12 protein-coding genes, 9 tRNA genes and 6 rRNA genes are annotated in these 23,222 nt (G+C 46.5%); all 27 read right to left on the bottom strand.

Annotation, left to right across the window (positions count from 1 at the left end; genetic code table 11):
* Positions 1-245: 245 nt before the first annotated feature.
* A complete protein-coding gene (gene clpC, locus O2S85_RS00520; protein WP_269410856.1) occupies positions 246-2,672 on the bottom strand; it encodes an ATP-dependent protease ATP-binding subunit ClpC in 2,427 nt (808 codons plus the stop codon).
* A gap of 12 nt (positions 2,673-2,684) precedes the next feature.
* Complete coding sequence (gene mcsB, locus O2S85_RS00515) at positions 2,685-3,752, bottom strand: protein-arginine kinase McsB (protein ID WP_269410855.1); 1,068 nt, start codon at positions 3,750-3,752, stop codon at positions 2,685-2,687.
* Complete coding sequence (gene mcsA, locus O2S85_RS00510; RefSeq protein WP_269410854.1) at positions 3,749-4,291, bottom strand: protein-arginine kinase activator protein McsA; 543 nt, start codon at positions 4,289-4,291, stop codon at positions 3,749-3,751. The genes mcsB and mcsA overlap by 4 nt, the downstream gene beginning before the upstream one ends.
* Before the next feature lie 119 nt (positions 4,292-4,410).
* The gene (locus tag O2S85_RS00505; protein ID WP_269410853.1) at positions 4,411-4,878 is read right to left on the bottom strand and encodes a CtsR family transcriptional regulator; all 468 of its coding nucleotides are present in this window, start codon (positions 4,876-4,878) and stop codon (positions 4,411-4,413) included.
* Positions 4,879-5,448: 570 nt separating this feature from the next.
* A 5S ribosomal RNA gene (rrf, locus tag O2S85_RS00500) occupies positions 5,449-5,564 on the bottom strand.
* 151 nt (positions 5,565-5,715) lie between these two features.
* Positions 5,716-8,634, bottom strand: a 23S ribosomal RNA gene (locus O2S85_RS00495).
* Positions 8,635-8,786: 152 nt separating this feature from the next.
* Positions 8,787-10,351: ribosomal RNA gene (locus tag O2S85_RS00490) — 16S ribosomal RNA — on the bottom strand.
* Between the two features lie 247 nt (positions 10,352-10,598).
* A tRNA-Ala gene (locus O2S85_RS00485) sits at positions 10,599-10,674 on the bottom strand.
* A 9-nt stretch (positions 10,675-10,683) separates the two neighbouring features.
* A tRNA-Pro gene (locus O2S85_RS00480) sits at positions 10,684-10,760 on the bottom strand.
* A gap of 5 nt (positions 10,761-10,765) precedes the next feature.
* Positions 10,766-10,842, bottom strand: a tRNA-Arg gene (locus O2S85_RS00475).
* A gap of 3 nt (positions 10,843-10,845) precedes the next feature.
* Positions 10,846-10,934, bottom strand: a tRNA-Leu gene (locus O2S85_RS00470).
* Between the two features lie 8 nt (positions 10,935-10,942).
* Positions 10,943-11,017: transfer RNA gene (locus O2S85_RS00465), tRNA-Gly, on the bottom strand.
* Between the two features lie 9 nt (positions 11,018-11,026).
* A tRNA-Leu gene (locus O2S85_RS00460) sits at positions 11,027-11,111 on the bottom strand.
* Positions 11,112-11,119: 8 nt separating this feature from the next.
* Positions 11,120-11,195: transfer RNA gene (locus tag O2S85_RS00455), tRNA-Lys, on the bottom strand.
* Positions 11,196-11,206: 11 nt separating this feature from the next.
* A tRNA-Thr gene (locus tag O2S85_RS00450) sits at positions 11,207-11,282 on the bottom strand.
* 21 nt (positions 11,283-11,303) lie between these two features.
* Positions 11,304-11,379 (bottom strand) — tRNA-Val (locus O2S85_RS00445).
* 13 nt (positions 11,380-11,392) lie between these two features.
* Positions 11,393-11,508 (bottom strand): 5S ribosomal RNA (rrf, locus tag O2S85_RS00440).
* Between the two features lie 151 nt (positions 11,509-11,659).
* A 23S ribosomal RNA gene (locus tag O2S85_RS00435) occupies positions 11,660-14,579 on the bottom strand.
* Positions 14,580-14,731: 152 nt separating this feature from the next.
* A 16S ribosomal RNA gene (locus O2S85_RS00430) occupies positions 14,732-16,297 on the bottom strand.
* The 16S, 23S and 5S rRNA genes sit together here with 9 tRNA genes alongside, the layout of an rRNA operon.
* 493 nt (positions 16,298-16,790) lie before the next feature.
* On the bottom strand, positions 16,791-18,275 hold the full coding sequence (lysS, locus tag O2S85_RS00425; protein ID WP_269412410.1) for a lysine--tRNA ligase: 1,485 nt from the start codon (positions 18,273-18,275) through the stop codon (positions 16,791-16,793).
* 176 nt (positions 18,276-18,451) lie between these two features.
* Positions 18,452-18,595 (bottom strand): hypothetical protein, encoded by a 144-nt coding sequence (locus tag O2S85_RS00420; RefSeq protein ID WP_269410852.1) that lies wholly within the window; start codon positions 18,593-18,595, stop codon positions 18,452-18,454.
* Positions 18,596-18,652: 57 nt separating this feature from the next.
* Entirely contained in the window at positions 18,653-19,162 is a 510-nt protein-coding gene (folK, locus tag O2S85_RS00415; RefSeq protein ID WP_269410851.1) for a 2-amino-4-hydroxy-6-hydroxymethyldihydropteridine diphosphokinase, read from the bottom strand.
* The gene (gene folB, locus O2S85_RS00410; protein ID WP_269410850.1) at positions 19,159-19,524 is read right to left on the bottom strand and encodes a dihydroneopterin aldolase; all 366 of its coding nucleotides are present in this window, start codon (positions 19,522-19,524) and stop codon (positions 19,159-19,161) included. The genes folK and folB overlap by 4 nt, the downstream gene beginning before the upstream one ends.
* Entirely contained in the window at positions 19,517-20,347 is an 831-nt protein-coding gene (folP, locus tag O2S85_RS00405; RefSeq protein ID WP_269410849.1) for a dihydropteroate synthase, read from the bottom strand. Before folP ends, folB begins: the two co-directional genes overlap by 8 nt.
* Before the next feature lie 130 nt (positions 20,348-20,477).
* Positions 20,478-21,404: a cysteine synthase A gene (gene cysK, locus O2S85_RS00400; protein WP_269410848.1), complete on the bottom strand. Its 927-nt coding sequence runs from the start codon at positions 21,402-21,404 to the stop codon at positions 20,478-20,480.
* 112 nt (positions 21,405-21,516) lie between these two features.
* Positions 21,517-22,383: an Hsp33 family molecular chaperone HslO gene (gene hslO, locus O2S85_RS00395; protein ID WP_269410847.1), complete on the bottom strand. Its 867-nt coding sequence runs from the start codon at positions 22,381-22,383 to the stop codon at positions 21,517-21,519.
* A gap of 13 nt (positions 22,384-22,396) precedes the next feature.
* Positions 22,397-23,164: a type III pantothenate kinase gene (locus O2S85_RS00390; protein ID WP_269410846.1), complete on the bottom strand. Its 768-nt coding sequence runs from the start codon at positions 23,162-23,164 to the stop codon at positions 22,397-22,399.
* Between the last annotated feature and the right edge of the window lie 58 nt (positions 23,165-23,222).

Genomic DNA, 23,222 nt, shown 5'->3' with positions numbered 1-23,222 from the left:
AGCACCCGGTTAGCGGCGTATGTGCTGCGCCCGTGCAACACGGGTGGTTCGGTGTTGCTGCGCAAAGCAGCGGTTTTAACCGAACATTCCTACCGCAGGAGATAAAGGAAGCACACTAGCAGCTGGGCGCTGGAGCCGGACGGAGCCTATTCTGGCATATGCTGAATAGAGGCTGGATTTTTATACTACTTAACTTTTTAATATTTAAGCCAGCAGGTATCCCTACTGGCTCTTTTATCTTTACCTTACGTCAATACAATAAATTCACCTTTATTGTTTAAACCGATTTTTACCTTTTGTCCCTTGGCTATCGTTTCTTTTAATAATTCCTCTGAAAGCAAGTCTTCCACGTTTTTTTGGATTGACCGGCGTAACGGCCGAGCCCCGTATTCGGGATCAAAACCTTCATTGGCAATTTTGTCAAGTGCCTTATCCGTTAGTGAGAAATTAATTTCCTGTTCAGATAGGCGTTGCTGCAATTGTTTAACCATTAGTTCGACAATATTGCGCATATGTTTTTTCTCCAATGAATGGAAGACGATTGTTTCATCGATCCTGTTTAAAAACTCGGGACGGAAAGCTTTTTTCAACTCATTCATTACCTTCGACTTCATATCTTTATATTCACTGGTTTCATCACCAAGATTAAAGCCAACATACTTGTTACGCTTTAACTCGCTGGCACCAACGTTTGAAGTCATAATTAATACGGTATTACGAAAGTCAACCACCCTGCCTTTAGAGTCAGTTAACCGTCCATCTTCCAGTACTTGCAACAAAATATTAAAAACTTCCGGATGTGCCTTTTCGATTTCATCAAGCAATACTACCGAATATGGTTTTCTACGTACTTTTTCTGTTAGCTGCCCGCCTTCTTCATAGCCGACATATCCTGGAGGTGAACCTACCAACCTTGATGTTGCATGTTTTTCCATGTATTCCGACATATCAATACGAATCATCGCATCTTCATCGGCAAACATGACTTCGGCCAAAGCACGCGCTAATTCCGTTTTTCCAACCCCTGTAGGTCCAAGAAAGATAAATGAACCAATCGGACGCTTTGGATCCTTCAATCCGGCACGAGCCCGGCGAATCGCTTTGGCAACTGCATTTACTGCTTCTTGCTGGCCAATCACCCGATCATGTAAGATTTCTTCCATGTTCAATAACCGTTCGCTCTCATCTTTGGTAAGCCTTGCAACTGGAACACCAGTCCAGATGGATACAACGTTGGCAATATCTTCTACAGTGACTTCGGAACTCTCTTGCCCCTGTTTTTCTTTCCACTGGTTTTTCGTTGTCTCCAGTTCTTCCCGCAACCGTTGTTCGGAGTCACGTAAAGATGCTGCCTTTTCAAACTCCTGACTTTGCACTGCCGCATCTTTTTCCTTACGTACTTCTTCCAATTTTTGTTCCAATTGCTTTAGATCTGGTGGAACTGTATATGAACGCAGGCGCACCTTGGATCCAGCCTCATCAATCAAATCAATCGCCTTATCCGGGAGAAACCGATCTGATATGTAGCGATCAGATAAATTTGCGGCCGCATCAATCGCCTCATCAGTAATCGTTACCCGGTGATGTGCTTCATAACGATCGCGAAGCCCCTTTAAGATCAAGACCGTTTCCTCCAATGTTGGTTCATCCACCTGAATTGGCTGGAATCGGCGTTCAAGCGCGGCATCCTTTTCAATATATTTACGATATTCATCTAAAGTTGTCGCACCAATGCACTGCAATTCACCGCGGGACAGGGATGGTTTCAAGATATTTGATGCATCGATCGCACCTTCTGCACCACCGGCCCCGATTAATGTATGCAATTCATCAATAAATAAAATAATATTGCCTGCCTGGCGGATTTCCTCCATCACCTTCTTGAGGCGATCTTCAAACTCTCCGCGGTATTTGGTACCAGCAACAACGGTCCCCATGTCAAGCGTCATCACCCGTTTATCGCGCAATGTTTCCGGAACCTCATTATCAACGATTTGCTGGGCCAGACCTTCCGCAACAGCGGTTTTCCCAACACCAGGCTCACCGATTAATACCGGATTATTCTTGGTCCGTCTGCTTAGTACTTGAATCACACGTTCAATTTCTTTACTACGGCCAATTACAGGGTCAACATTGCCGTCCTTGGCTGTTGCCGTCAGATCCCTTGCCAATGAATCCAGTGTCGGAGTATTAGCATTAGCCGACTGGCCACGGCCTTGTCTGCCCGCTTGTGATTCATTACTACCGAGCAGTTGAAGTACCTGCTGACGCGCTTTATTCAAGCTGACTCCCAGGTTATTTAACACCCGTGCAGCGACACCTTCCCCTTCCCGAATCAATCCTAATAGAATATGTTCCGTACCAACATAGGAATGACCTAACTTTCTTGCTTCATCTTGTGATAACTCAACTACCTTTTTGGCACGTGGTGTATAATGTATCGTTTGCATGGCCTGCTTGCCAACACCAATTAATTCCTCTACTTCCTGCTGGATCTTCTCTACCTCAAGGCCTAAGGATTGCAATGCTTTGGCAGCAATACCATCACCTTCACGAACAAGTCCCAAGAGAATATGTTCTGTACCAATATTGTTATGGCCAAGTCTGACCGCTTCTTCTTGAGACAGCGCCAAAACTTTTTGCGCTCGTTCTGTAAAACGTCCAAACATCATATTGTTGTCCTCCTACTCGTTTTCTAATTTTAACCGTTCCCGAATAAGTGATGCCCTTAATACATCCCGTTCATTGGCGGTTAAGTTTTTCTTTGCGTATTGCTGTAAAAAGCCTGGTTGGGTCAGTATTATTAGTTCATTTAAAATGCTTCTTGGAACATGTTCAATCATTCCCAAATCAATCCCTAATCGCACATTTGACAAACAGTTGGCAGCTTCTTTTGATTCAATGATCCGGCTGTATTTTAACACTCCGTATGAACGATAAACCCGATCCTCAAGACGCATACCTGACTGTTCCATTAATCGGGTTCGTGCTTTGCGCTCTTGTTCAATCAACTGTTTTACAACACTTTGTAAATCTTCTACAATATCTTCTTCGGATTTACCCAATGTAATCTGGTTGGATATTTGGAAGATGTTGCCGATTGCTTCGCTTCCTTCCCCATAAATCCCACGAACGACTAAACCAAGCTGATTAATTGCCGGAATCATTCGGTTTATTTGTCTGGTTAATACTAATGATGGTAAATGCATCATAACAGAAGCCCGCATTCCCGTACCCACATTCGTTGGACAGCTGGTTAAATAGCCACGGGATTCATCAAATGCATAATTAACTTTCTCTTCCAGCCAATCGTCAAATTCAAATGCTTTATTTAACGCTTTATCCAATTGCAAACCAGGGAAATATAGTTGAATACGGATATGGTCTTCTTCGTTAATCATGACAGAAACTTGCTCATTTTTCGAGATAACAGCGGCAGCAGCCTTCGTATATTTTGCCAAATGAGGACTGATCAAATGTTTTTCAACCAATACACGCTTTTCTGTCGGTGTAAGCTCCTCGATTGGAACAAACTCCAAATCTTGAAAATCCTGAAATGACTGATGCGTATATTCTTGCTGAAAAAACTGCATAATCTTTTCCAGCTCATCTTCTTCGGCGGCAAGCGGAAAAGACACATTGGCAAAGTTACGTGCTAATCGTATCCGACAACTTAAAACAATATCATTGTCAGGCCCTTCGTCACGCATCCAAGGGCTTGTTGCCTCGTCAACGAAATGTTGTAAGGTCATTTATCATCACCCCGCATTTTTGTTTCCAGTGCTTTAATTTGATCACGAACATTGGCAGCCTCTTCAAATGCCTCCTGATCAATCAATTCTTTTAACTTTAATTTATACTCTTCCAATTGTCGCTTGGCATGTAAATCGCCACCTTGCCGCTTCGGGATTTTTCCATGGTGTTTGGTATTTCCGCTATGAACCCGGCGAAAAATGGGATCCAGGCGGTCCGAAAATGTATGATAACAAGACGCACAGCCAAATTTACCAATCCGTTTAAACTCAGAAAAGGTCATCCCGCATTGTTCGCATTGGATGTCTTCAGCTGGTGTAAATACAGAATTAGAATTACCGTTATTCCCCAATGGCGACGATTCAACATTAAATAAACTCGTCAACAAATTTTGAAAGGAAAAACTGTCTTCTGGATACGTCATATATCCCTTTTCCTTCGCACACACTTCACAGACATGAACTTCCATTTTTTTCCCGTTAACAACCTGGGTAAAATGTAATGTTGCAGGTCGTTTATGGCATTCCTGGCACTCCATTTGTTTCCCTCCCTTTATACACAAACTATTTAAAGAATGTTCGAAAAGCACGGTAAAAATAACCTTTGCATAGGGTTATTCGACCACGATCCTTTTTAACCTCCTTTTTGAAATGCGAACTATTTATTTAAATATTTTAAAGTTGTCAGCATGGCTGTTAGCACACGTGCGCGAACTTCATCACGAAGCGGCAGTTGAAATGCCAGCGTATTTCTGCCAATCGCACTTAACATAATTTTTGCCTCACGCGCTGTAATTAATTTTTCCTCCAACAACCGCTCCAAAACATCAACAGCAGCCTGTTGGGTCACCGTTGGATTAATCATTTCAATGATTTCATCAATTAACTCGGACTTCTCCTGATGCTTAACCCGGATAATTCGAATATACCCACCGCCACCACGCTTGCTCTCGACAATATATCCTTTCTCTATTGTAAATCTTGTATTGATAACGTAATTTATCTGGGACGGAACACATTGAAATTGATCAGCAATCTCACTACGCTTAATTTCAATCGCATCTTGTGCTGCCTGCTCGAGAATTTTTTTCAAGTACTGCTCGATGACGTCAGAGATGTTACTCATAAGCTCCCTCCTCCAGTCAACGCACTACAGCGTTTCATTTTGACCTTGACTATCTTTGACTTTACCTCTATTATACGACAAATTGGAAGAGATGCAAATACATCTTTGCTATTTATTGTAGACAATATTAACGTAAAACAAAACATATTACCAGCAAAATTTAAACAATGGTGATTATCCCTATGGTATCGCCAACTTTTTGATAAATCATCGTCTAGGAAAAATTCAAACCTTATACCAAATTCTTCATTTTATAGGGGTATTTACAAATTTATGATAATGTACGGAAAATATTAAAAACATTTCGCCATTCGTTTTTTATTGGATAAAGTCCACTTATCATTCCTCAGTATGTAATTAATTCTCTTCGTTCGTTGTAAAAGTTTCAATAAACCTAATTCCACATAGTAGTCAACAATATCATGGATTGATACTTATCTATTCCCATTTTTGGATTTGACTGTTTTCCAGGCCTATGCCAATATATTTGCAATAGACCTTACAGGTTTGCTGGGTATGCCAATGAAAAAACACCACGATACAAAACTGTATCATGGTGTTTGATATATTGCCCGGCGGCGTCCTACTCTTGCAGGGGCAAAGCCCCAACTACCATCGGCGCTGGAGAGCTTAACTGCTGTGTTCGGCATGGGAACAGGTGTGACCTCTCCGCTATGGCTACCAGACCTTTAGATATGATCACCTTGTTTATCTTCTCTTTACAGAAGTGTTAAAAACAAGGACAAGATATATTATATGCATTTCTAATAAAAAATGCAAATGTTTTTATATCCTGAAAACTAAATAAGAGAAGATGGTATCAACGAATCAAATAATATAGATAAGTCCTCGATCGATTAGTATCCGTCAGCTCCACGTGTCACCACGCTTCCACCTCGGACCTATCAACCTCATCGTCTCTGAGGGATCTTACTCACTCGAAGTGATGGGAAGTCTTATCTTGAGGGAGGCTTCATGCTTAGATGCTTTCAGCACTTATCCTTGCCACACGTAGCTACCCAGCTATGCTCCTGGCGGAACAACTGGTACACCAGCGGTGTGTCCATCCCGGTCCTCTCGTACTAAGGACAGCTCCTCTCAGACTTCCAACGCCCACGACGGATAGGGACCGAACTGTCTCACGACGTTCTGAACCCAGCTCGCGTACCGCTTTAATGGGCGAACAGCCCAACCCTTGGGACCGACTACAGCCCCAGGATGCGATGAGCCGACATCGAGGTGCCAAACCTCCCCGTCGATGTGAACTCTTGGGGGAGATAAGCCTGTTATCCCCGGGGTAGCTTTTATCCGTTGAGCGATGGCCCTTCCATGCGGAACCACCGGATCACTAAGCCCGACTTTCGTCCCTGCTCGACTTGTAGGTCTCGCAGTCAAGCTCCCTTGTGCCTTTACACTCTGCGAATGATTTCCAACCATTCTGAGGGAACCTTTGGGCGCCTCCGTTACCTTTTAGGAGGCGACCGCCCCAGTCAAACTGCCCGCCTGACACTGTCTCCGAACCGGATCACGGTTCTGGGTTAGAATGTCCGTACAACCAGGGTGGTATCCCACGGGTGCCTCCACCGAAGCTGGCGCTCCGGTTTCAATGGCTCCCACCTATCCTGTACAAGCTGTACCAACATGCAATATCAGGCTACAGTAAAGCTCCACGGGGTCTTTCCGTCCTGTCGCGGGTAATGCGCATCTTCACGCATCGTATAATTTCACCGGGTCTCTCGTTGAGACAGTGCCCAAGTCGTTGCACCTTTCGTGCGGGTCGGAACTTACCCGACAAGGAATTTCGCTACCTTAGGACCGTTATAGTTACGGCCGCCGTTTACTGGGGCTTCGGTTCAACGCTTCGCTCCTGTGAGCTAACGTTTCCCCTTAACCTTCCAGCACCGGGCAGGTGTCAGCCCCTATACTTCGCCTTTCGGCTTCGCAGAGACCTGTGTTTTTGCTAAACAGTCGCTTGGGCCTATTCACTGCGGCTTCTCATGCAAGAAGCACCCCTTCTCCCGAAGTTACGGGGTCATTTTGCCGAGTTCCTTAACGAGAGTTCTCCCGATCACCTTAGGATTCTCTCCTCGCCTACCTGTGTCGGTTTGCGGTACGGGCACCTGTGACCTCGCTAGAGGTTTTTCTTGGCAGTGTGAAATCGGGAACTTCGTGACCATTTTCACTCCCCATCACAGCTTGCGATTGCTGGACGGATTTGCCTATCCAACTCGCTTACTGCTTGGGCGCACACATCCATCGGTGCGCTTTCCCTATCCTTCTGCGTCTCCCCATTGCTCAAACGGTCATGAGGTGGTACAGGAATATCTGCCTGTTGTCCATCGCCTACGCCTGTCGGCCTCGGCTTAGGTCCCGACTAACCCTGAGAGGACGAGCCTTCCTCAGGAAACCTTAGGCATTCGGTGAAAGAGATTCTCACTCTTTTTCGCTACTCATACCGGCATTCTCACTTCAAAGCGCTCCACCAGTCCTCACGGTCTGACTTCACAGCACTTCGAACGCTCTCCTACCATTGTTCTTTCAGAACAATCCGCAGCTTCGGTGATACGTTTAGCCCCGGTACATTTTCGGCGCAGCGTCACTCGACCAGTGAGCTATTACGCACTCTTTAAATGATGGCTGCTTCTAAGCCAACATCCTGGTTGTCTAAGCAACGCCACATCCTTTTCCACTTAACGTATACTTTGGGACCTTAGCTGGCGGTCTGGGCTGTTTCCCTTTCGACTATGAACCTTATCACCCATAGTCTGACTCCCAAGATCAAGTAGCTGGCATTCGGAGTTTGACTGAATTCGGTAACCCGGTGAGGGCCCCTCGTCCAATCAGTGCTCTACCTCCAGTACTTCCCTTTCTTGAGGCTAGCCCTAAAGCTATTTCGGAGAGAACCAGCTATCTCCGTGTTCGATTGGCATTTCACCCCTACCCACACCTCATCCCCGCATTTTTCAACATACGTGGGTTCGGGCCTCCAGTCAGTGTTACCTGACCTTCACCCTGGACATGGGTAGATCACACGGTTTCGGGTCTACGACCGCATACTACAAACGCCCTGTTCAGACTCGCTTTCGCTACGGCTCCGTGTCTTCCACTTAACCTTGCATACGATCGTAACTCGCCGGTCCATTCTACAAAAGGTACGCCGTCACCCATTAACGGGCTTCGACTACTTGTAAGCACACGGTTTCAGGTTCTCTTTCACTCCCCTCCCGGGGTGCTTTTCACCTTTCCCTCACGGTACTGGTTCACTATCGGTCACTAGGGAGTATTTAGCCTTGGGAGATGGTCCTCCCGGATTCCGACGGAATTCCACGTGTTCCGCCGTACTCAGGATCCACTCCGGAGGAAATTCTCTTTCGATTACAGGGCTCTTACCCGCTATGGCTGATCGTTCCAGATCGATTCATCTAAAGAATTTCTTGGTAACTCCATTGGAGTGTCCTACAACCCCAACAGGCAAGCCTGTTGGTTTGGGCTGTTTCCGTTTCGCTCGCCGCTACTTGGGAAATCGCGTTTGCTTTCTCTTCCTCCGGGTACTGAGATGTTTCAGTTCCCCGGGTCTGCCTCACCTACCCTATGTATTCAGATAGGTGTACTGCTCCATTACGAGCAGCGGGTTCCCCCATTCGGAAATCCCCGGATCAGTCTACTTACGACTCCCCGAGGCATATCGGTGTTAGTCCCGTCCTTCATCGGCTCCTAGTGCCAAGGCATCCACCGTGCGCTCTTTTTCACTTAACTATATTTAAGAACTTTAAAAGTTGATGTCGTTGTTTGTCTTGCTCTTATTTAGTTTTCAAGGTACAAATAGAGAGATTTACTCTCTCAAAACTGAACCAAACAACCGAGTATGTCTTAGGAATAAACTTCCCGTTCCGTAATATAATCCTTAGAAAGGAGGTGATCCAGCCGCACCTTCCGATACGGCTACCTTGTTACGACTTCACCCCAATCATTGGCCCCACCTTCGGCGGCTGGCTCCAAAAGGTTACCTCACCGACTTCGGGTGTTGCCAACTCTCGTGGTGTGACGGGCGGTGTGTACAAGGCCCGGGAACGTATTCACCGCGGCATGCTGATCCGCGATTACTAGCGATTCCGGCTTCATGCAGGCGAGTTGCAGCCTGCAATCCGAACTGAGAATGGTTTTATGGGATTAGCTAATGCGTCGCCGCTTCGCTGCCCTTTGTTCCATCCATTGTAGCACGTGTGTAGCCCAGGTCATAAGGGGCATGATGATTTGACGTCATCCCCACCTTCCTCCGGTTTGTCACCGGCAGTCACCTTAGAGTGCCCAACTTAATGCTGGCAACTAAGATTAAGGGTTGCGCTCGTTGCGGGACTTAACCCAACATCTCACGACACGAGCTGACGACAACCATGCACCACCTGTCACTCTGTCCCCGAAGGGAACTCGGTATCTCTACCGTCATCAGAGGATGTCAAGACCTGGTAAGGTTCTTCGCGTTGCTTCGAATTAAACCACATGCTCCACCGCTTGTGCGGGCCCCCGTCAATTCTTTTGAGTTTCAGCCTTGCGGCCGTACTCCCCAGGCGGAGTGCTTAATGCGTTAACTTCAGCACTAAGGGGCGGAAACCCCTAACACCTAGCACTCATCGTTTACGGCGTGGACTACCAGGGTATCTAATCCTGTTCGCTACCCACGCTTTCGCGCCTCAGCGTCAGTTACAGACCAGAGAGTCGCCTTCGCCACTGGTGTTCCTCCACATCTCTACGCATTTCACCGCTACACGTGGAATTCCACTCTCCTCTTCTGCACTCAAGTCCTCCAGTTTCCAATGACCGCTTGCGGTTAAGCCGCAAGATTTCACATCAGACTTAAAAGACCGCCTGCGCGCGCTTTACGCCCAATAATTCCGGACAACGCTTGCCCCCTACGTATTACCGCGGCTGCTGGCACGTAGTTAGCCGGGGCTTTCTGGTGAGGTACCGTCAAGGTACTGCCCTGTTCGAACAATACTTGTTCTTCCCTCACAACAGAGTTTTACGATCCGAAGACCTTCATCACTCACGCGGCGTTGCTCCGTCAGACTTTCGTCCATTGCGGAAGATTCCCTACTGCTGCCTCCCGTAGGAGTCTGGGCCGTGTCTCAGTCCCAGTGTGGCCGATCACCCTCTCAGGTCGGCTACGCATCGTCGCCTTGGTGAGCCTTTACCCCACCAACTAACTAATGCGCCGCGGGCCCATCTGTAAGTGATAGCCTAAGCCATCTTTCAACTTCCTCCCATGCAGGAAAAAGTATTATCCGGTATTAGCTCACGTTTCCGCGAGTTATCCCGATCTTACAGGCAGGTTGCCCACGTGTTACTCACCCGTCCGCCGCTCGTTCCACAAGTGTCACCTCAGATGAGGATCCACTTGCTTCCCGCGCTCGACTTGCATGTATTAGGCACGCCGCCAGCGTTCGTCCTGAGCCAAGATCAAACTCTCCAAAAAAGTTTGTGATAAAATTAACACCAATTAATTTTATCTAAATTCTTAGCTGCAAAAATTGATTCCAGGGTCTGCGTTTTCCATCAAATCAATTGATCTAACTTCTAACCTCAACCTCTGACATCTGTTACATACTGGTTGTTTTGTTCAGTTTTCAAAGAGCAAATTTCTGATCGCCTTCGTTTTTGGCGACTTGATTAGTATAGCAACTTTATTGATTGTTGTCAATAACTTTTTAAATTATTGAAGTTGGTGGAGCCTAGCGGGATCGAACCGCTGACCTCCTGCGTGCAAAGCAGGCGCTCTCCCAGCTGAGCTAAGGCCCCGTTTTTAAATGGTCGGGAAGACAGGATTCGAACCTGCGACCCCATGGTCCCAAACCATGTGCTCTACCAAGCTGAGCTACTTCCCGTTAAATGGCGCGCCCGAGAGGAGTCGAACCCCTAACCTCTTGATCCGTAGTCAAGCGCTCTATCCAATTGAGCTACGGGCGCATATGGTGCCGAGGGCCGGACTCGAACCGGCACGGTAGTAACCTACCGCAGGATTTTAAGTCCTGTGCGTCTGCCAATTCCGCCACCCCGGCATGGGAATTGGAGCGGAAGACGGGATTCGAACCCGCGACCCCCACCTTGGCAAGGTGGTGTTCTACCACTGAACTACTTCCGCACATAATCATGGTGCGGGTGAAGGGAGTCGAACCCCCACGTCAAAAGACACTAGATCCTAAGTCTAGCGCGTCTGCCAATTCCGCCACACCCGCGTAACTAATGGTGAGCCATGGAGGATTCGAACCTCCGACCCTCTGATTAAAAGTCAGATGCTCTACCGACTGAGCTAATGGCTCTGAATAATTAATGGTGCCGGCCAGAGGACTTGAACCCCCAACCTACTGATTACAAGTCAGTTGCTCTACCAATTGAGCTAGGCCGGCGTTATAATATTCAAAAAGAAATGGTGGAGGATGCAGGGCTCGAACCTGCGACCCCCTGCTTGTAAGGCAGGTGCTCTCCCAGCTGAGCTAATCCTCCTGGATATATGTAAGCCCGGCGGCGTCCTACTCTTGCAGGGGCAAAGCCCCAACTACCATCGGCGCTGGAGAGCTTAACTGCTGTGTTCGGCATGGGAACAGGTGTGACCTCTCCGCTATGGCTACCAGACCTTTAGATATGATCACCTTGTTTATCTTCTCTTTACAGAAGTGTTAAAAACAAGGACAAGATATATTATATGCATTTCTAATAAAAAATGCAAATGTTTTTATATCCTGAAAACTAAATAAGAGAAGATGGTATCAACGAATCAAATAATATAGATAAGTCCTCGATCGATTAGTATCCGTCAGCTCCACGTGTCACCACGCTTCCACCTCGGACCTATCAACCTCATCGTCTCTGAGGGATCTTACTCACTCGAAGTGATGGGAAGTCTTATCTTGAGGGAGGCTTCATGCTTAGATGCTTTCAGCACTTATCCTTGCCACACGTAGCTACCCAGCTATGCTCCTGGCGGAACAACTGGTACACCAGCGGTGTGTCCATCCCGGTCCTCTCGTACTAAGGACAGCTCCTCTCAGACTTCCAACGCCCACGACGGATAGGGACCGAACTGTCTCACGACGTTCTGAACCCAGCTCGCGTACCGCTTTAATGGGCGAACAGCCCAACCCTTGGGACCGACTACAGCCCCAGGATGCGATGAGCCGACATCGAGGTGCCAAACCTCCCCGTCGATGTGAACTCTTGGGGGAGATAAGCCTGTTATCCCCGGGGTAGCTTTTATCCGTTGAGCGATGGCCCTTCCATGCGGAACCACCGGATCACTAAGCCCGACTTTCGTCCCTGCTCGACTTGTAGGTCTCGCAGTCAAGCTCCCTTGTGCCTTTACACTCTGCGAATGATTTCCAACCATTCTGAGGGAACCTTTGGGCGCCTCCGTTACCTTTTAGGAGGCGACCGCCCCAGTCAAACTGCCCGCCTGACACTGTCTCCGAACCGGATCACGGTTCTGGGTTAGAATGTCCGTACAACCAGGGTGGTATCCCACGGGTGCCTCCACCGAAGCTGGCGCTCCGGTTTCAATGGCTCCCACCTATCCTGTACAAGCTGTACCAACATGCAATATCAGGCTACAGTAAAGCTCCACGGGGTCTTTCCGTCCTGTCGCGGGTAATGCGCATCTTCACGCATCGTATAATTTCACCGGGTCTCTCGTTGAGACAGTGCCCAAGTCGTTGCACCTTTCGTGCGGGTCGGAACTTACCCGACAAGGAATTTCGCTACCTTAGGACCGTTATAGTTACGGCCGCCGTTTACTGGGGCTTCGGTTCAACGCTTCGCTCCTGTGAGCTAACGTTTCCCCTTAACCTTCCAGCACCGGGCAGGTGTCAGCCCCTATACTTCGCCTTTCGGCTTCGCAGAGACCTGTGTTTTTGCTAAACAGTCGCTTGGGCCTATTCACTGCGGCTTCTCATGCAAGAAGCACCCCTTCTCCCGAAGTTACGGGGTCATTTTGCCGAGTTCCTTAACGAGAGTTCTCCCGATCACCTTAGGATTCTCTCCTCGCCTACCTGTGTCGGTTTGCGGTACGGGCACCTGTGACCTCGCTAGAGGTTTTTCTTGGCAGTGTGAAATCGGGAACTTCGTGACCATTTTCACTCCCCATCACAGCTTGCGATTGCTGGACGGATTTGCCTATCCAACTCGCTTACTGCTTGGGCGCACACATCCATCGGTGCGCTTTCCCTATCCTTCTGCGTCTCCCCATTGCTCAAACGGTCATGAGGTGGTACAGGAATATCTGCCTGTTGTCCATCGCCTACGCCTGTCGGCCTCGGCTTAGGTCCCGACTAACCCTGAGAGGACGAGCCTTCCTCAGGAAACCTTAGGCATTCGGTGAAAGAGATTCTCACTCTTTTTTCGCTACTCATACCGGCATTCTCACTTCAAAGCGCTCCACCAGTCCTCACGGTCTGACTTCACAGCACTTCGAACGCTCTCCTACCATTGTTCTTTCAGAACAATCCGCAGCTTCGGTGATACGTTTAGCCCCGGTACATTTTCGGCGCAGCGTCACTCGACCAGTGAGCTATTACGCACTCTTTAAATGATGGCTGCTTCTAAGCCAACATCCTGGTTGTCTAAGCAACGCCACATCCTTTTCCACTTAACGTATACTTTGGGACCTTAGCTGGCGGTCTGGGCTGTTTCCCTTTCGACTATGAACCTTATCACCCATAGTCTGACTCCCAAGATCAAGTAGCTGGCATTCGGAGTTTGACTGAATTCGGTAACCCGGTGAGGGCCCCTCGTCCAATCAGTGCTCTACCTCCAGTACTTCCCTTTCTTGAGGCTAGCCCTAAAGCTATTTCGGAGAGAACCAGCTATCTCCGTGTTCGATTGGCATTTCACCCCTACCCACACCTCATCCCCGCATTTTTCAACATACGTGGGTTCGGGCCTCCAGTCAGTGTTACCTGACCTTCACCCTGGACATGGGTAGATCACACGGTTTCGGGTCTACGACCGCATACTACAAACGCCCTGTTCAGACTCGCTTTCGCTACGGCTCCGTGTCTTCCACTTAACCTTGCATACGATCGTAACTCGCCGGTCCATTCTACAAAAGGTACGCCGTCACCCATTAACGGGCTTCGACTACTTGTAAGCACACGGTTTCAGGTTCTCTTTCACTCCCCTCCCGGGGTGCTTTTCACCTTTCCCTCACGGTACTGGTTCACTATCGGTCACTAGGGAGTATTTAGCCTTGGGAGATGGTCCTCCCGGATTCCGACGGAATTCCACGTGTTCCGCCGTACTCAGGATCCACTCCGGAGGAAATTCTCTTTCGATTACAGGGCTCTTACCCGCTATGGCTGATCGTTCCAGATCGATTCATCTAAAGAATTTCTTGGTAACTCCATTGGAGTGTCCTACAACCCCAACAGGCAAGCCTGTTGGTTTGGGCTGTTTCCGTTTCGCTCGCCGCTACTTGGGAAATCGCGTTTGCTTTCTCTTCCTCCGGGTACTGAGATGTTTCAGTTCCCCGGGTCTGCCTCACCTACCCTATGTATTCAGATAGGTGTACTGCTCCATTACGAGCAGCGGGTTCCCCCATTCGGAAATCCCCGGATCAGTCTACTTACGACTCCCCGAGGCATATCGGTGTTAGTCCCGTCCTTCATCGGCTCCTAGTGCCAAGGCATCCACCGTGCGCTCTTTTTCACTTAACTATATTTAAGAACTTTAAAAGTTGATGTCGTTGTTTGTCTTGCTCTTATTTAGTTTTCAAGGTACAAATAGAGAGATTTACTCTCTCAAAACTGAACCAAACAACCGAGTATGTCTTAGGAATAAACTTCCCGTTCCGTAATATAATCCTTAGAAAGGAGGTGATCCAGCCGCACCTTCCGATACGGCTACCTTGTTACGACTTCACCCCAATCATTGGCCCCACCTTCGGCGGCTGGCTCCAAAAGGTTACCTCACCGACTTCGGGTGTTGCCAACTCTCGTGGTGTGACGGGCGGTGTGTACAAGGCCCGGGAACGTATTCACCGCGGCATGCTGATCCGCGATTACTAGCGATTCCGGCTTCATGCAGGCGAGTTGCAGCCTGCAATCCGAACTGAGAATGGTTTTATGGGATTAGCTAATGCGTCGCCGCTTCGCTGCCCTTTGTTCCATCCATTGTAGCACGTGTGTAGCCCAGGTCATAAGGGGCATGATGATTTGACGTCATCCCCACCTTCCTCCGGTTTGTCACCGGCAGTCACCTTAGAGTGCCCAACTTAATGCTGGCAACTAAGATTAAGGGTTGCGCTCGTTGCGGGACTTAACCCAACATCTCACGACACGAGCTGACGACAACCATGCACCACCTGTCACTCTGTCCCCGAAGGGAACTCGGTATCTCTACCGTCATCAGAGGATGTCAAGACCTGGTAAGGTTCTTCGCGTTGCTTCGAATTAAACCACATGCTCCACCGCTTGTGCGGGCCCCCGTCAATTCTTTTGAGTTTCAGCCTTGCGGCCGTACTCCCCAGGCGGAGTGCTTAATGCGTTAACTTCAGCACTAAGGGGCGGAAACCCCCTAACACCTAGCACTCATCGTTTACGGCGTGGACTACCAGGGTATCTAATCCTGTTCGCTACCCACGCTTTCGCGCCTCAGCGTCAGTTACAGACCAGAGAGTCGCCTTCGCCACTGGTGTTCCTCCACATCTCTACGCATTTCACCGCTACACGTGGAATTCCACTCTCCTCTTCTGCACTCAAGTCCTCCAGTTTCCAATGACCGCTTGCGGTTAAGCCGCAAGATTTCACATCAGACTTAAAAGACCGCCTGCGCGCGCTTTACGCCCAATAATTCCGGACAACGCTTGCCCCCTACGTATTACCGCGGCTGCTGGCACGTAGTTAGCCGGGGCTTTCTGGTGAGGTACCGTCAAGGTACTGCCCTGTTCGAACAATACTTGTTCTTCCCTCACAACAGAGTTTTACGATCCGAAGACCTTCATCACTCACGCGGCGTTGCTTCGTCAGACTTTCGTCCATTGCGGAAGATTCCCTACTGCTGCCTCCCGTAGGAGTCTGGGCCGTGTCTCAGTCCCAGTGTGGCCGATCACCCTCTCAGGTCGGCTACGCATCGTCGCCTTGGTGAGCCTTTACCCCACCAACTAACTAATGCGCCGCGGGCCCATCTGTAAGTGATAGCCTAAGCCATCTTTCAACTTCCTCCCATGCAGGAAAAAGTATTATCCGGTATTAGCTCACGTTTCCGCGAGTTATCCCGATCTTACAGGCAGGTTGCCCACGTGTTACTCACCCGTCCGCCGCTCGTTCCACAAGTGTCACCTCAGATGAGGATCCACTTGCTTCCCGCGCTCGACTTGCATGTATTAGGCACGCCGCCAGCGTTCGTCCTGAGCCAAGATCAAACTCTCCAAAAAGTTTGTGATAAAATTAACACCAATTAATTTTATCTAAATTCTTAGCTGCAAAAATTGATTCCAGGGTCTGCGTTTTCCATCAAATCAATTGATCTAACTTCTAACCTCAACCTCTGACATCTGTTACATACTGGTTGTTTTGTTCAGTTTTCAAAGAGCAAATTTCTGATCGCCTTCGTTTTTGGCGACTTGATTAGTATAGCAACTTTATTGATTGTTGTCAATAACTTTTTAAATTATTTTTTGTCGCTTTTTTGTTTCGCTGAACTAGCAGCGCAACGTTTACTAATTTACCACGAATATTCCCCAAGCGCAATAGTAAAATTAATGTTCCTATTTTCAAATTATATTATCACCCATCTGATAGCTGTAATACATTGCTCAAACGGTATGGCAATCATCCACCCAAACCAAAAACCACAGTTACACCGGGGTATAAGAAAAAGCCAGATGTTGAAAGAATTCTCAATCACCTGGCTTCTTTATCATTCCATTATTTATTCCGCATCTGCGGGAACAATAAAACATCCCGTATTGATGGCGAATTGGTTAACAGCATGATGAGTCTATCAACACCTATACCTAATCCTCCAGTCGGCGGCATCCCGTACTCTAATGCCTCGAGAAAGTCCTCGTCCATTAGATGTGCTTCATCATTTCCCTGTTCCCGTTCCTTTAGTTGTGCTTCAAAACGTTCACGCTGATCAATCGGATCATTCAACTCACTAAATGCGTTTGCGTGTTCACGACCGACAATGAATAGTTCGAATCGATCGGTAAAACGACTATCCTCTTTATTCTTTTTCGCAAGTGGGGAGATTTCCACTGGATGCCCATAGATAAACGTAGGCTGAATCAGCTTTTCTTCCACTTTTTGTTCAAAAAATTCGTTTACAACATGGCCAAATGTCATTGTTTCTTTTATTTCAACGCCATGTTCGTGCGCCAGTGCCCTTGCCTGCTCATCACTCATATGATCCCAAAAGTCTACTCCAGTATATTCTTTTACCGCATCAGCCATATGCGACCTTGTCCATTCCGGCTTAAGAGATACCTCATGCTCACCATACGTAATTGTTGTGCTGCCCAATACTTCATCTGCAATATGCGCAATTAAATTCTCGGTTAGCGTCATAACATCGTGAAAATCAGCATATGCTTCATACAATTCCATCATGGTAAATTCGGGATTATGCCGTGTGGATACACCTTCATTACGGAATACACGCCCAATTTCATAGACTTTCTCCATGCCGCCGACAATTAGACGTTTTAAGTGTAATTCAATGGCTATGCGCATATACAAGGGGATATCCAAGGCATTGTGGTGTGTTTTAAATGGGCGTGCAGCGGCTCCTCCGGGAATAGCATGCATCATTGGTGTCTCTACTTCTAAAAAGCCCTGTTCATCCAAATAACGCCGCATTGATCTTATTATTTTACTTCTGAGGATGAACGTCTCCTTGCTTTCAGGATTTGTAATTAAATCGAGATAACGTTGACGATACCGTTGTTCTACATCTTTTAATCCATGATATTTTTCCGGCAAGGCACGCAGTGATTTCGTCAATAAAACAAATTCGGTTGCTTTGACAGATAGCTCACCGACTTTGGTTCGGAACATGACACCTGTTACACCGACAATATCCCCCAAATCGATGGATTGAAAAATTTCATAGGCATCCTCACCAATTGCATCTTTACGAACATAAATCTGAATCTGTCCAGATAAATCCTGCAAGTGGGCAAATCCCGCTTTTCCTTTGCCACGTTTGGTCATAATCCGGCCTGCAATGGTAACCTTGTCCGGTTTTTCTTCCAATTCTTCTTTGGTAAATTGCTCATATTTATCGAACAAATCTTGTGCCATATCTGTTCGATTATATTTATTTCCAAACGGGTCAAGTCCATGTTCGCGGTACGTATCCAACTTTTCCTTCCTTACCTGCATATGCATGTTTGCTTCTTCTGACACCATCATCAACTCCAATATTTTAATTACCGTTCAAGAGGATTTCCAATCTTTTGAACATCCTTTATTAAATAAAAAACTGCCAGTGACTTGCTGGCAGATACGCTCCATCAATAGTATAGAAAAATCAGCTGATAGAGTCAATCATGCAGGGTCAAGCAACCAGCAGAGCATTTTCATCGTTATCTTTGGCTGATACTCCCCATACCGCTTTCCATTTCCACTGTAACCAATCTTACCCCAAACTCATTGGCAGTCAAATGAAACGCATAGTTGGAAATATTGGCCATCGAAGCTAGCGCGACCAGTTCGGAACGATATATCACCAATTAATACATCTTGATCCTTATATGATTCCTGATATCAATTATAAAGCTCATTTATCAATCCGAAATATCTGTTGGGGCCCACTTTACAACACCTTGCCTGTCCGCTGCCGGTAAGTCTTTGACCATTTCAGAGACAGTGCGATTAAAACCCGTTATTTTTAAATCGGGAGCTATTTCCGCTAATGGAACCAGCACAAAGGCCCGTTCATGCATTCTTGGATGGGGTATCGTCAGTCGTTTCGTTTCCATTTGTTTCTGACGATAAAGCAAAATATCCAGATCCACTGTGCGTGGTCCGAATCGTATTTCCCTTTTCCTTCCCAGTTGCTGCTCAATTGCTTGGCAAGCAACAAGTAATTGGGAAGCGGAAAGGGATGTATCTATCTCAATAACCATATTTAAAAAATCCGCTTGCTCTGTATATCCAACAGGCTTTGTCTCATAAACAGATGATTGCTTGTTAAGAGTGATTGTTTCCTGTTCCCCCAGTAATAAAATGGCATCCATCAAATAGTTATATCGTGGTTCAATATTTGACCCTAATGCAATATATACGCGTGTCATTTTGTTTTCTCCCGGTGAATTTCCACGGCTACGGATTGGTAATGACCAGGTATTGGCGGATCCGGTTTGATTACTTTCACTGTACAAGCGTTTAATAACTCCAGGGATTGTAATAACTCATTGGCTACTTGCTCAGCAACGGCCTCAACTAGATTCTTAGGTTCGCCTTCCAAAATATCTTTAATGATACCATATACATGTCCATAATCAATTGAATCTTCCATCTGGTCACTCGTCCCCGGTTTCTTTAAATCGAGAAATAACTCGACATCCACCAGGAATCGTTGACCCAGTTTCGTCTCTTCCGGGAATAAACCATGGTAGCCGTAAAATTCCATTTGCTTGATAATAATTTTATCCATTTGCTGTCACTCCTTCACTTAACATGGCATCCATCATCCTGGCCAGCTCCACATTTATTTTTACATGATGAACTCTGACGATGTGTGCCCCTTTTACAATACCAAGACATGTTGTTGCACCTGTACCATTATCCCGTTCAGCCGCGGGGAGATCGAGAATTTTCCCGATAAAACCTTTTCTTGATGTCCCTAGTAAAATAGGATACCCTAAATCGGAAAACTCCTCCAGATGATTCATGACAACCAAATTATCGGCGGCTGTTTTAGCAAAACCAATACCAGGATCAAGAATAATGTTCTTTTCAGGCACTCCTCTTTGAATAGCCATATCAATGCTTTCTTGTAGATCACGCTTCATATCATCAATTAAAGACGTATAATTCATGTCGGTCCGGTTATGCATCAGGATAATCGGAACATTGTATATGGCGGCAACGTTCAGGATTTCGGGGTCCTTTTTCCCACCCCATATATCATTAATGATTTCAGCACCGGCTTCCACTGCTTGTCTAGCTGTTTCCGCCTTATATGTATCGATAGAGAGCGGGATATTAATTTCTTGTTTCACAGCCGTAATGGCTGGTAAAATCCGCTTTAATTCCTCTTTTGCAGAAACTTGCTGATGACCTGGTCTTGTGGACTCACCACCGATATCAATCATATCCGCACCCTGTTGTTCCATCAATATCGCCTGTTTAACTGCATTTTCAAGAGATACATAGTTGCCACCGTCTGAAAATGAATCTGGGGTCACATTTAAAATCCCCATGATATGAGTCCGTGCCGTTAAATCAAATGCTTTTGTACTTGTCTTTAACATCATATTCCTGATCCTCCTTTTGACGCTTTTCTCCTAGCCTGGTGACTAAAACAGGCATTGCTTTTATCGTACTACAAAAAAAGGATCAGTATCAGATAAATTGGTACTGACCCAAGCTATGTGCGTTTTTGTATTATTCTTCATCAAATTGATAAAGCGGTGTTGATAAATAACGCTCCCCATTATCTGGAAGGACCGCCAGCACTTTTTTTCCTTCACCTAACTTTTTGGCAACCTTTTTTGCAGCAGCAATAGCAGCACCGGAAGATATGCCCCCCAGAATTCCATCCAATCTTGCTGCCTCGCGAGCTGCTTGAAATGCTTCATCAGTGGAAATGCGAATGACATCCTCGTAAACATCTGTATCAAGAACCTCAGGGACAAAACCGGCACCCAGTCCCTGAATTTTATGCGGTCCGGGATTTCCACCCGATAATACGGCTGAGTCCTCCGGTTCAACTGCATAAATTTTTACGTTGTCAAAGTGATTTTTCAATACTTTCCCTGCACCTGTGATCGTACCGCCTGTTCCGATTCCAGATACAAATGCGTCTACACCATCTTTCATTTGTTCAACAATTTCTTCACCGGTTGTACGTGCATGTACCTCCGGGTTCGCCTGATTACTAAATTGCTGCGGCATAAAATAGCCATTTTCTTCTTTCAGTTCTTCCGCTTTCTGAATGGCCCCCTTCATGCCATCGGCTCCAGGGGTTAATACCAATTTTGCTCCATACGCACGTAATAAATTCCGACGCTCCTTACTCATCGTATCCGGCATAACAATCACTGTTTTATATCCCTTTGCGGCACCGACCATAGCTAAACCAATTCCTGTGTTCCCGCTGGTAGGTTCAATAATTGTATCGTCTTCTTTTAATACTCCTGCTTTCTCTGCAGCCTCAATCATGGCAACCGCTATCCGATCTTTAACGGAGCTTGCCGGATTCATAAATTCCAATTTTAAATAAATGTCTGCACCATCTTTTTCGGCTGCACGATTCAATTTCACTATTGGTGTTTTACCAACTAGCCCAGCAATGTTATTAGCAACTCTCATTTGATGATTACCTCCTCAATCCCTAGTAAAATAATAGGATTTAATTATAATGTACGTTTTAAACTGTAATTTGTCAACAGAAAAAGCAAAATAATACCCGTAAATAGAGCCCTTATTGTAATGCCCTGAGTTCAGCCTCTGAAAAATGATAAGTTTCATTACAAAAGTGGCAAATTGCCTCTGCACCATGATCTTCGTTAATCATGTCCTCGATTTCCTCATCCCCAAGACCTTTAATTGCATTGGCAAAACGTTCACGGGAACATTTGCAATGGAACGCAACAGGCATTTGCTCATGAATGGTTACCTGTTCATCCGGAAACAACCGCTGTAAAATTTGCTCTGGATTATTTCCTTCCCTAACTAATGCGGAGATTGCCGGAAATGATTGAATTTGTTCCTCCAGTCTGGTGATTACCTCTTCATCAGCGCCAGGCATCACCTGAACGATAAACCCGCCAGCGGCCAAAATCGATTGATCCGGATTGACCAATACACCTGCACCGACAGCAGAAGGAATTTGTTCCGAGTTTGCATAATAATATGTGAAATCCTCACCAATTTCCCCGGAAACGATTGGTACCTGACCAGTGAAATAATCTTTTAAGCCTAAATCTTTCACCACACTCAGATTTCCTTGGGTACCAACTGCCCGAGCAACATCCAGCTTCCCCCGGTCATTCAGGTCAAAGTCGACATGCGGATTGGTTACATAACCGCGAACCTCCCCTTTGGCATTGGCATCCGCAACCATCGCACCTATTGGACCATTTCCCTCTACTTTTACCGTTAACGAGTCATCACCTTTTAGCATCGCACCCATCATGGCGGTAATCGTAACCGTACGTCCGATCGCAGCGGATGTTGTAGCCCATGTATCCTGACGCTGTCTGACCTCTTCTACCAAATTGGTTGAGATAATTGCATATGCCCGTACCATTCCCTGGAATGTTGTTGCTTTTACCAAGTAATCATTCATATGTACAACCTCCTTATCTGTTTTTTTGGTTAATTATATGGAGTCCCTTTAATGTTAGATGCTGATCCACAATATCAATTGCCGGTGATGCATCGGAAATAAGCGGGGCAAGACCTCCAGTTGCAATTACTTTAGGATCCATTTTCGTTTGATGTTTCATACGCGCTACAATACCGTCTACCTGGCCAACATATCCGTAAAACATGCCGGATTGCATGGCCTCCACTGTAGAGTTGCCAATCACATGCTCTGGTGCTTCTATTTCAATCTTGGGTAATTTCGATGCCCTTGTGTATAGCGCCTCCATGGAAATTTGAATTCCGGGGGCGATTAGTCCACCTTGATATTTTTCCTCTTCATCGACATAACAATACGTGGTTGCCGTACCAAAATCAATAATTATTAGTGGTGAGCCATATTCAGCAATGGCACCAACCGCGTTGACAATCCGGTCAGCACCAATTTCTTTTGGATTTGGATATCCCATTTTTAAATAGGAATGAACGGTATCCCTGCCGATGATAAGTGGCTGTATATTAAAATAAATGGCACACATCCGTTCCAATGCACGCATCATCGGCGGAACCACAGAAGAAATAATCACTCCATGAATATCGGAAAATGCGACACCCTTATGATCAAATAATGATTTGATTAATACACCAAACTCATCTTCCGTTTTATGTTTGTCCGTCTTTATTCGCCATTCATGTTTTAACTTGTCATTGTCGAATACACCAAGAACCGTATTCGTATTCCCTACATCAAGTACAAAAAGCATCGGCGCCTCAACCCTTCTTATCTGGTTTCTTCTTTTTTAAGTTACTTTGTTTTCATTT

Origin of the sequence: Lentibacillus daqui (assembly GCF_027186265.1) — a bacterium.
GTDB lineage: Bacteria > Bacillota > Bacilli > Bacillales > Amphibacillaceae > Lentibacillus_C > Lentibacillus_C daqui.
The sequence above is the reverse complement of the archived record's forward strand: the minus strand, read 5'-3'. Positions and strand labels throughout refer to the sequence as shown.

What these genes read in the sequence shown, in the direction of transcription:
- mcsA (WP_269410854.1), bottom strand. Translation starts at nt 4,291, where the DNA reads ATGGAGTGCCAGGAATGCCATAAACGACCTGCAACATTACATTTTACC.
- hslO (WP_269410847.1), bottom strand. Translation starts at nt 22,383, where the DNA reads ATGAATGATTACTTGGTAAAAGCAACAACATTCCAGGGAATGGTACGG.
- O2S85_RS00505 (WP_269410853.1), bottom strand. Translation starts at nt 4,878, where the DNA reads ATGAGTAACATCTCTGACGTCATCGAGCAGTACTTGAAAAAAATTCTC.
- folK (WP_269410851.1), bottom strand. Translation starts at nt 19,162, where the DNA reads ATGACACGCGTATATATTGCATTAGGGTCAAATATTGAACCACGATAT.
- cysK (WP_269410848.1), bottom strand. Translation starts at nt 21,404, where the DNA reads ATGAGAGTTGCTAATAACATTGCTGGGCTAGTTGGTAAAACACCAATA.
- folB (WP_269410850.1), bottom strand. Translation starts at nt 19,524, where the DNA reads ATGGATAAAATTATTATCAAGCAAATGGAATTTTACGGCTACCATGGT.
- folP (WP_269410849.1), bottom strand. Translation starts at nt 20,347, where the DNA reads ATGATGTTAAAGACAAGTACAAAAGCATTTGATTTAACGGCACGGACT.
- lysS (WP_269412410.1), bottom strand. Translation starts at nt 18,275, where the DNA reads ATGGTGTCAGAAGAAGCAAACATGCATATGCAGGTAAGGAAGGAAAAG.
- mcsB (WP_269410855.1), bottom strand. Translation starts at nt 3,752, where the DNA reads ATGACCTTACAACATTTCGTTGACGAGGCAACAAGCCCTTGGATGCGT.
- O2S85_RS00390 (WP_269410846.1), bottom strand. Translation starts at nt 23,164, where the DNA reads ATGCTTTTTGTACTTGATGTAGGGAATACGAATACGGTTCTTGGTGTA.
- clpC (WP_269410856.1), bottom strand. Translation starts at nt 2,672, where the DNA reads ATGATGTTTGGACGTTTTACAGAACGAGCGCAAAAAGTTTTGGCGCTG.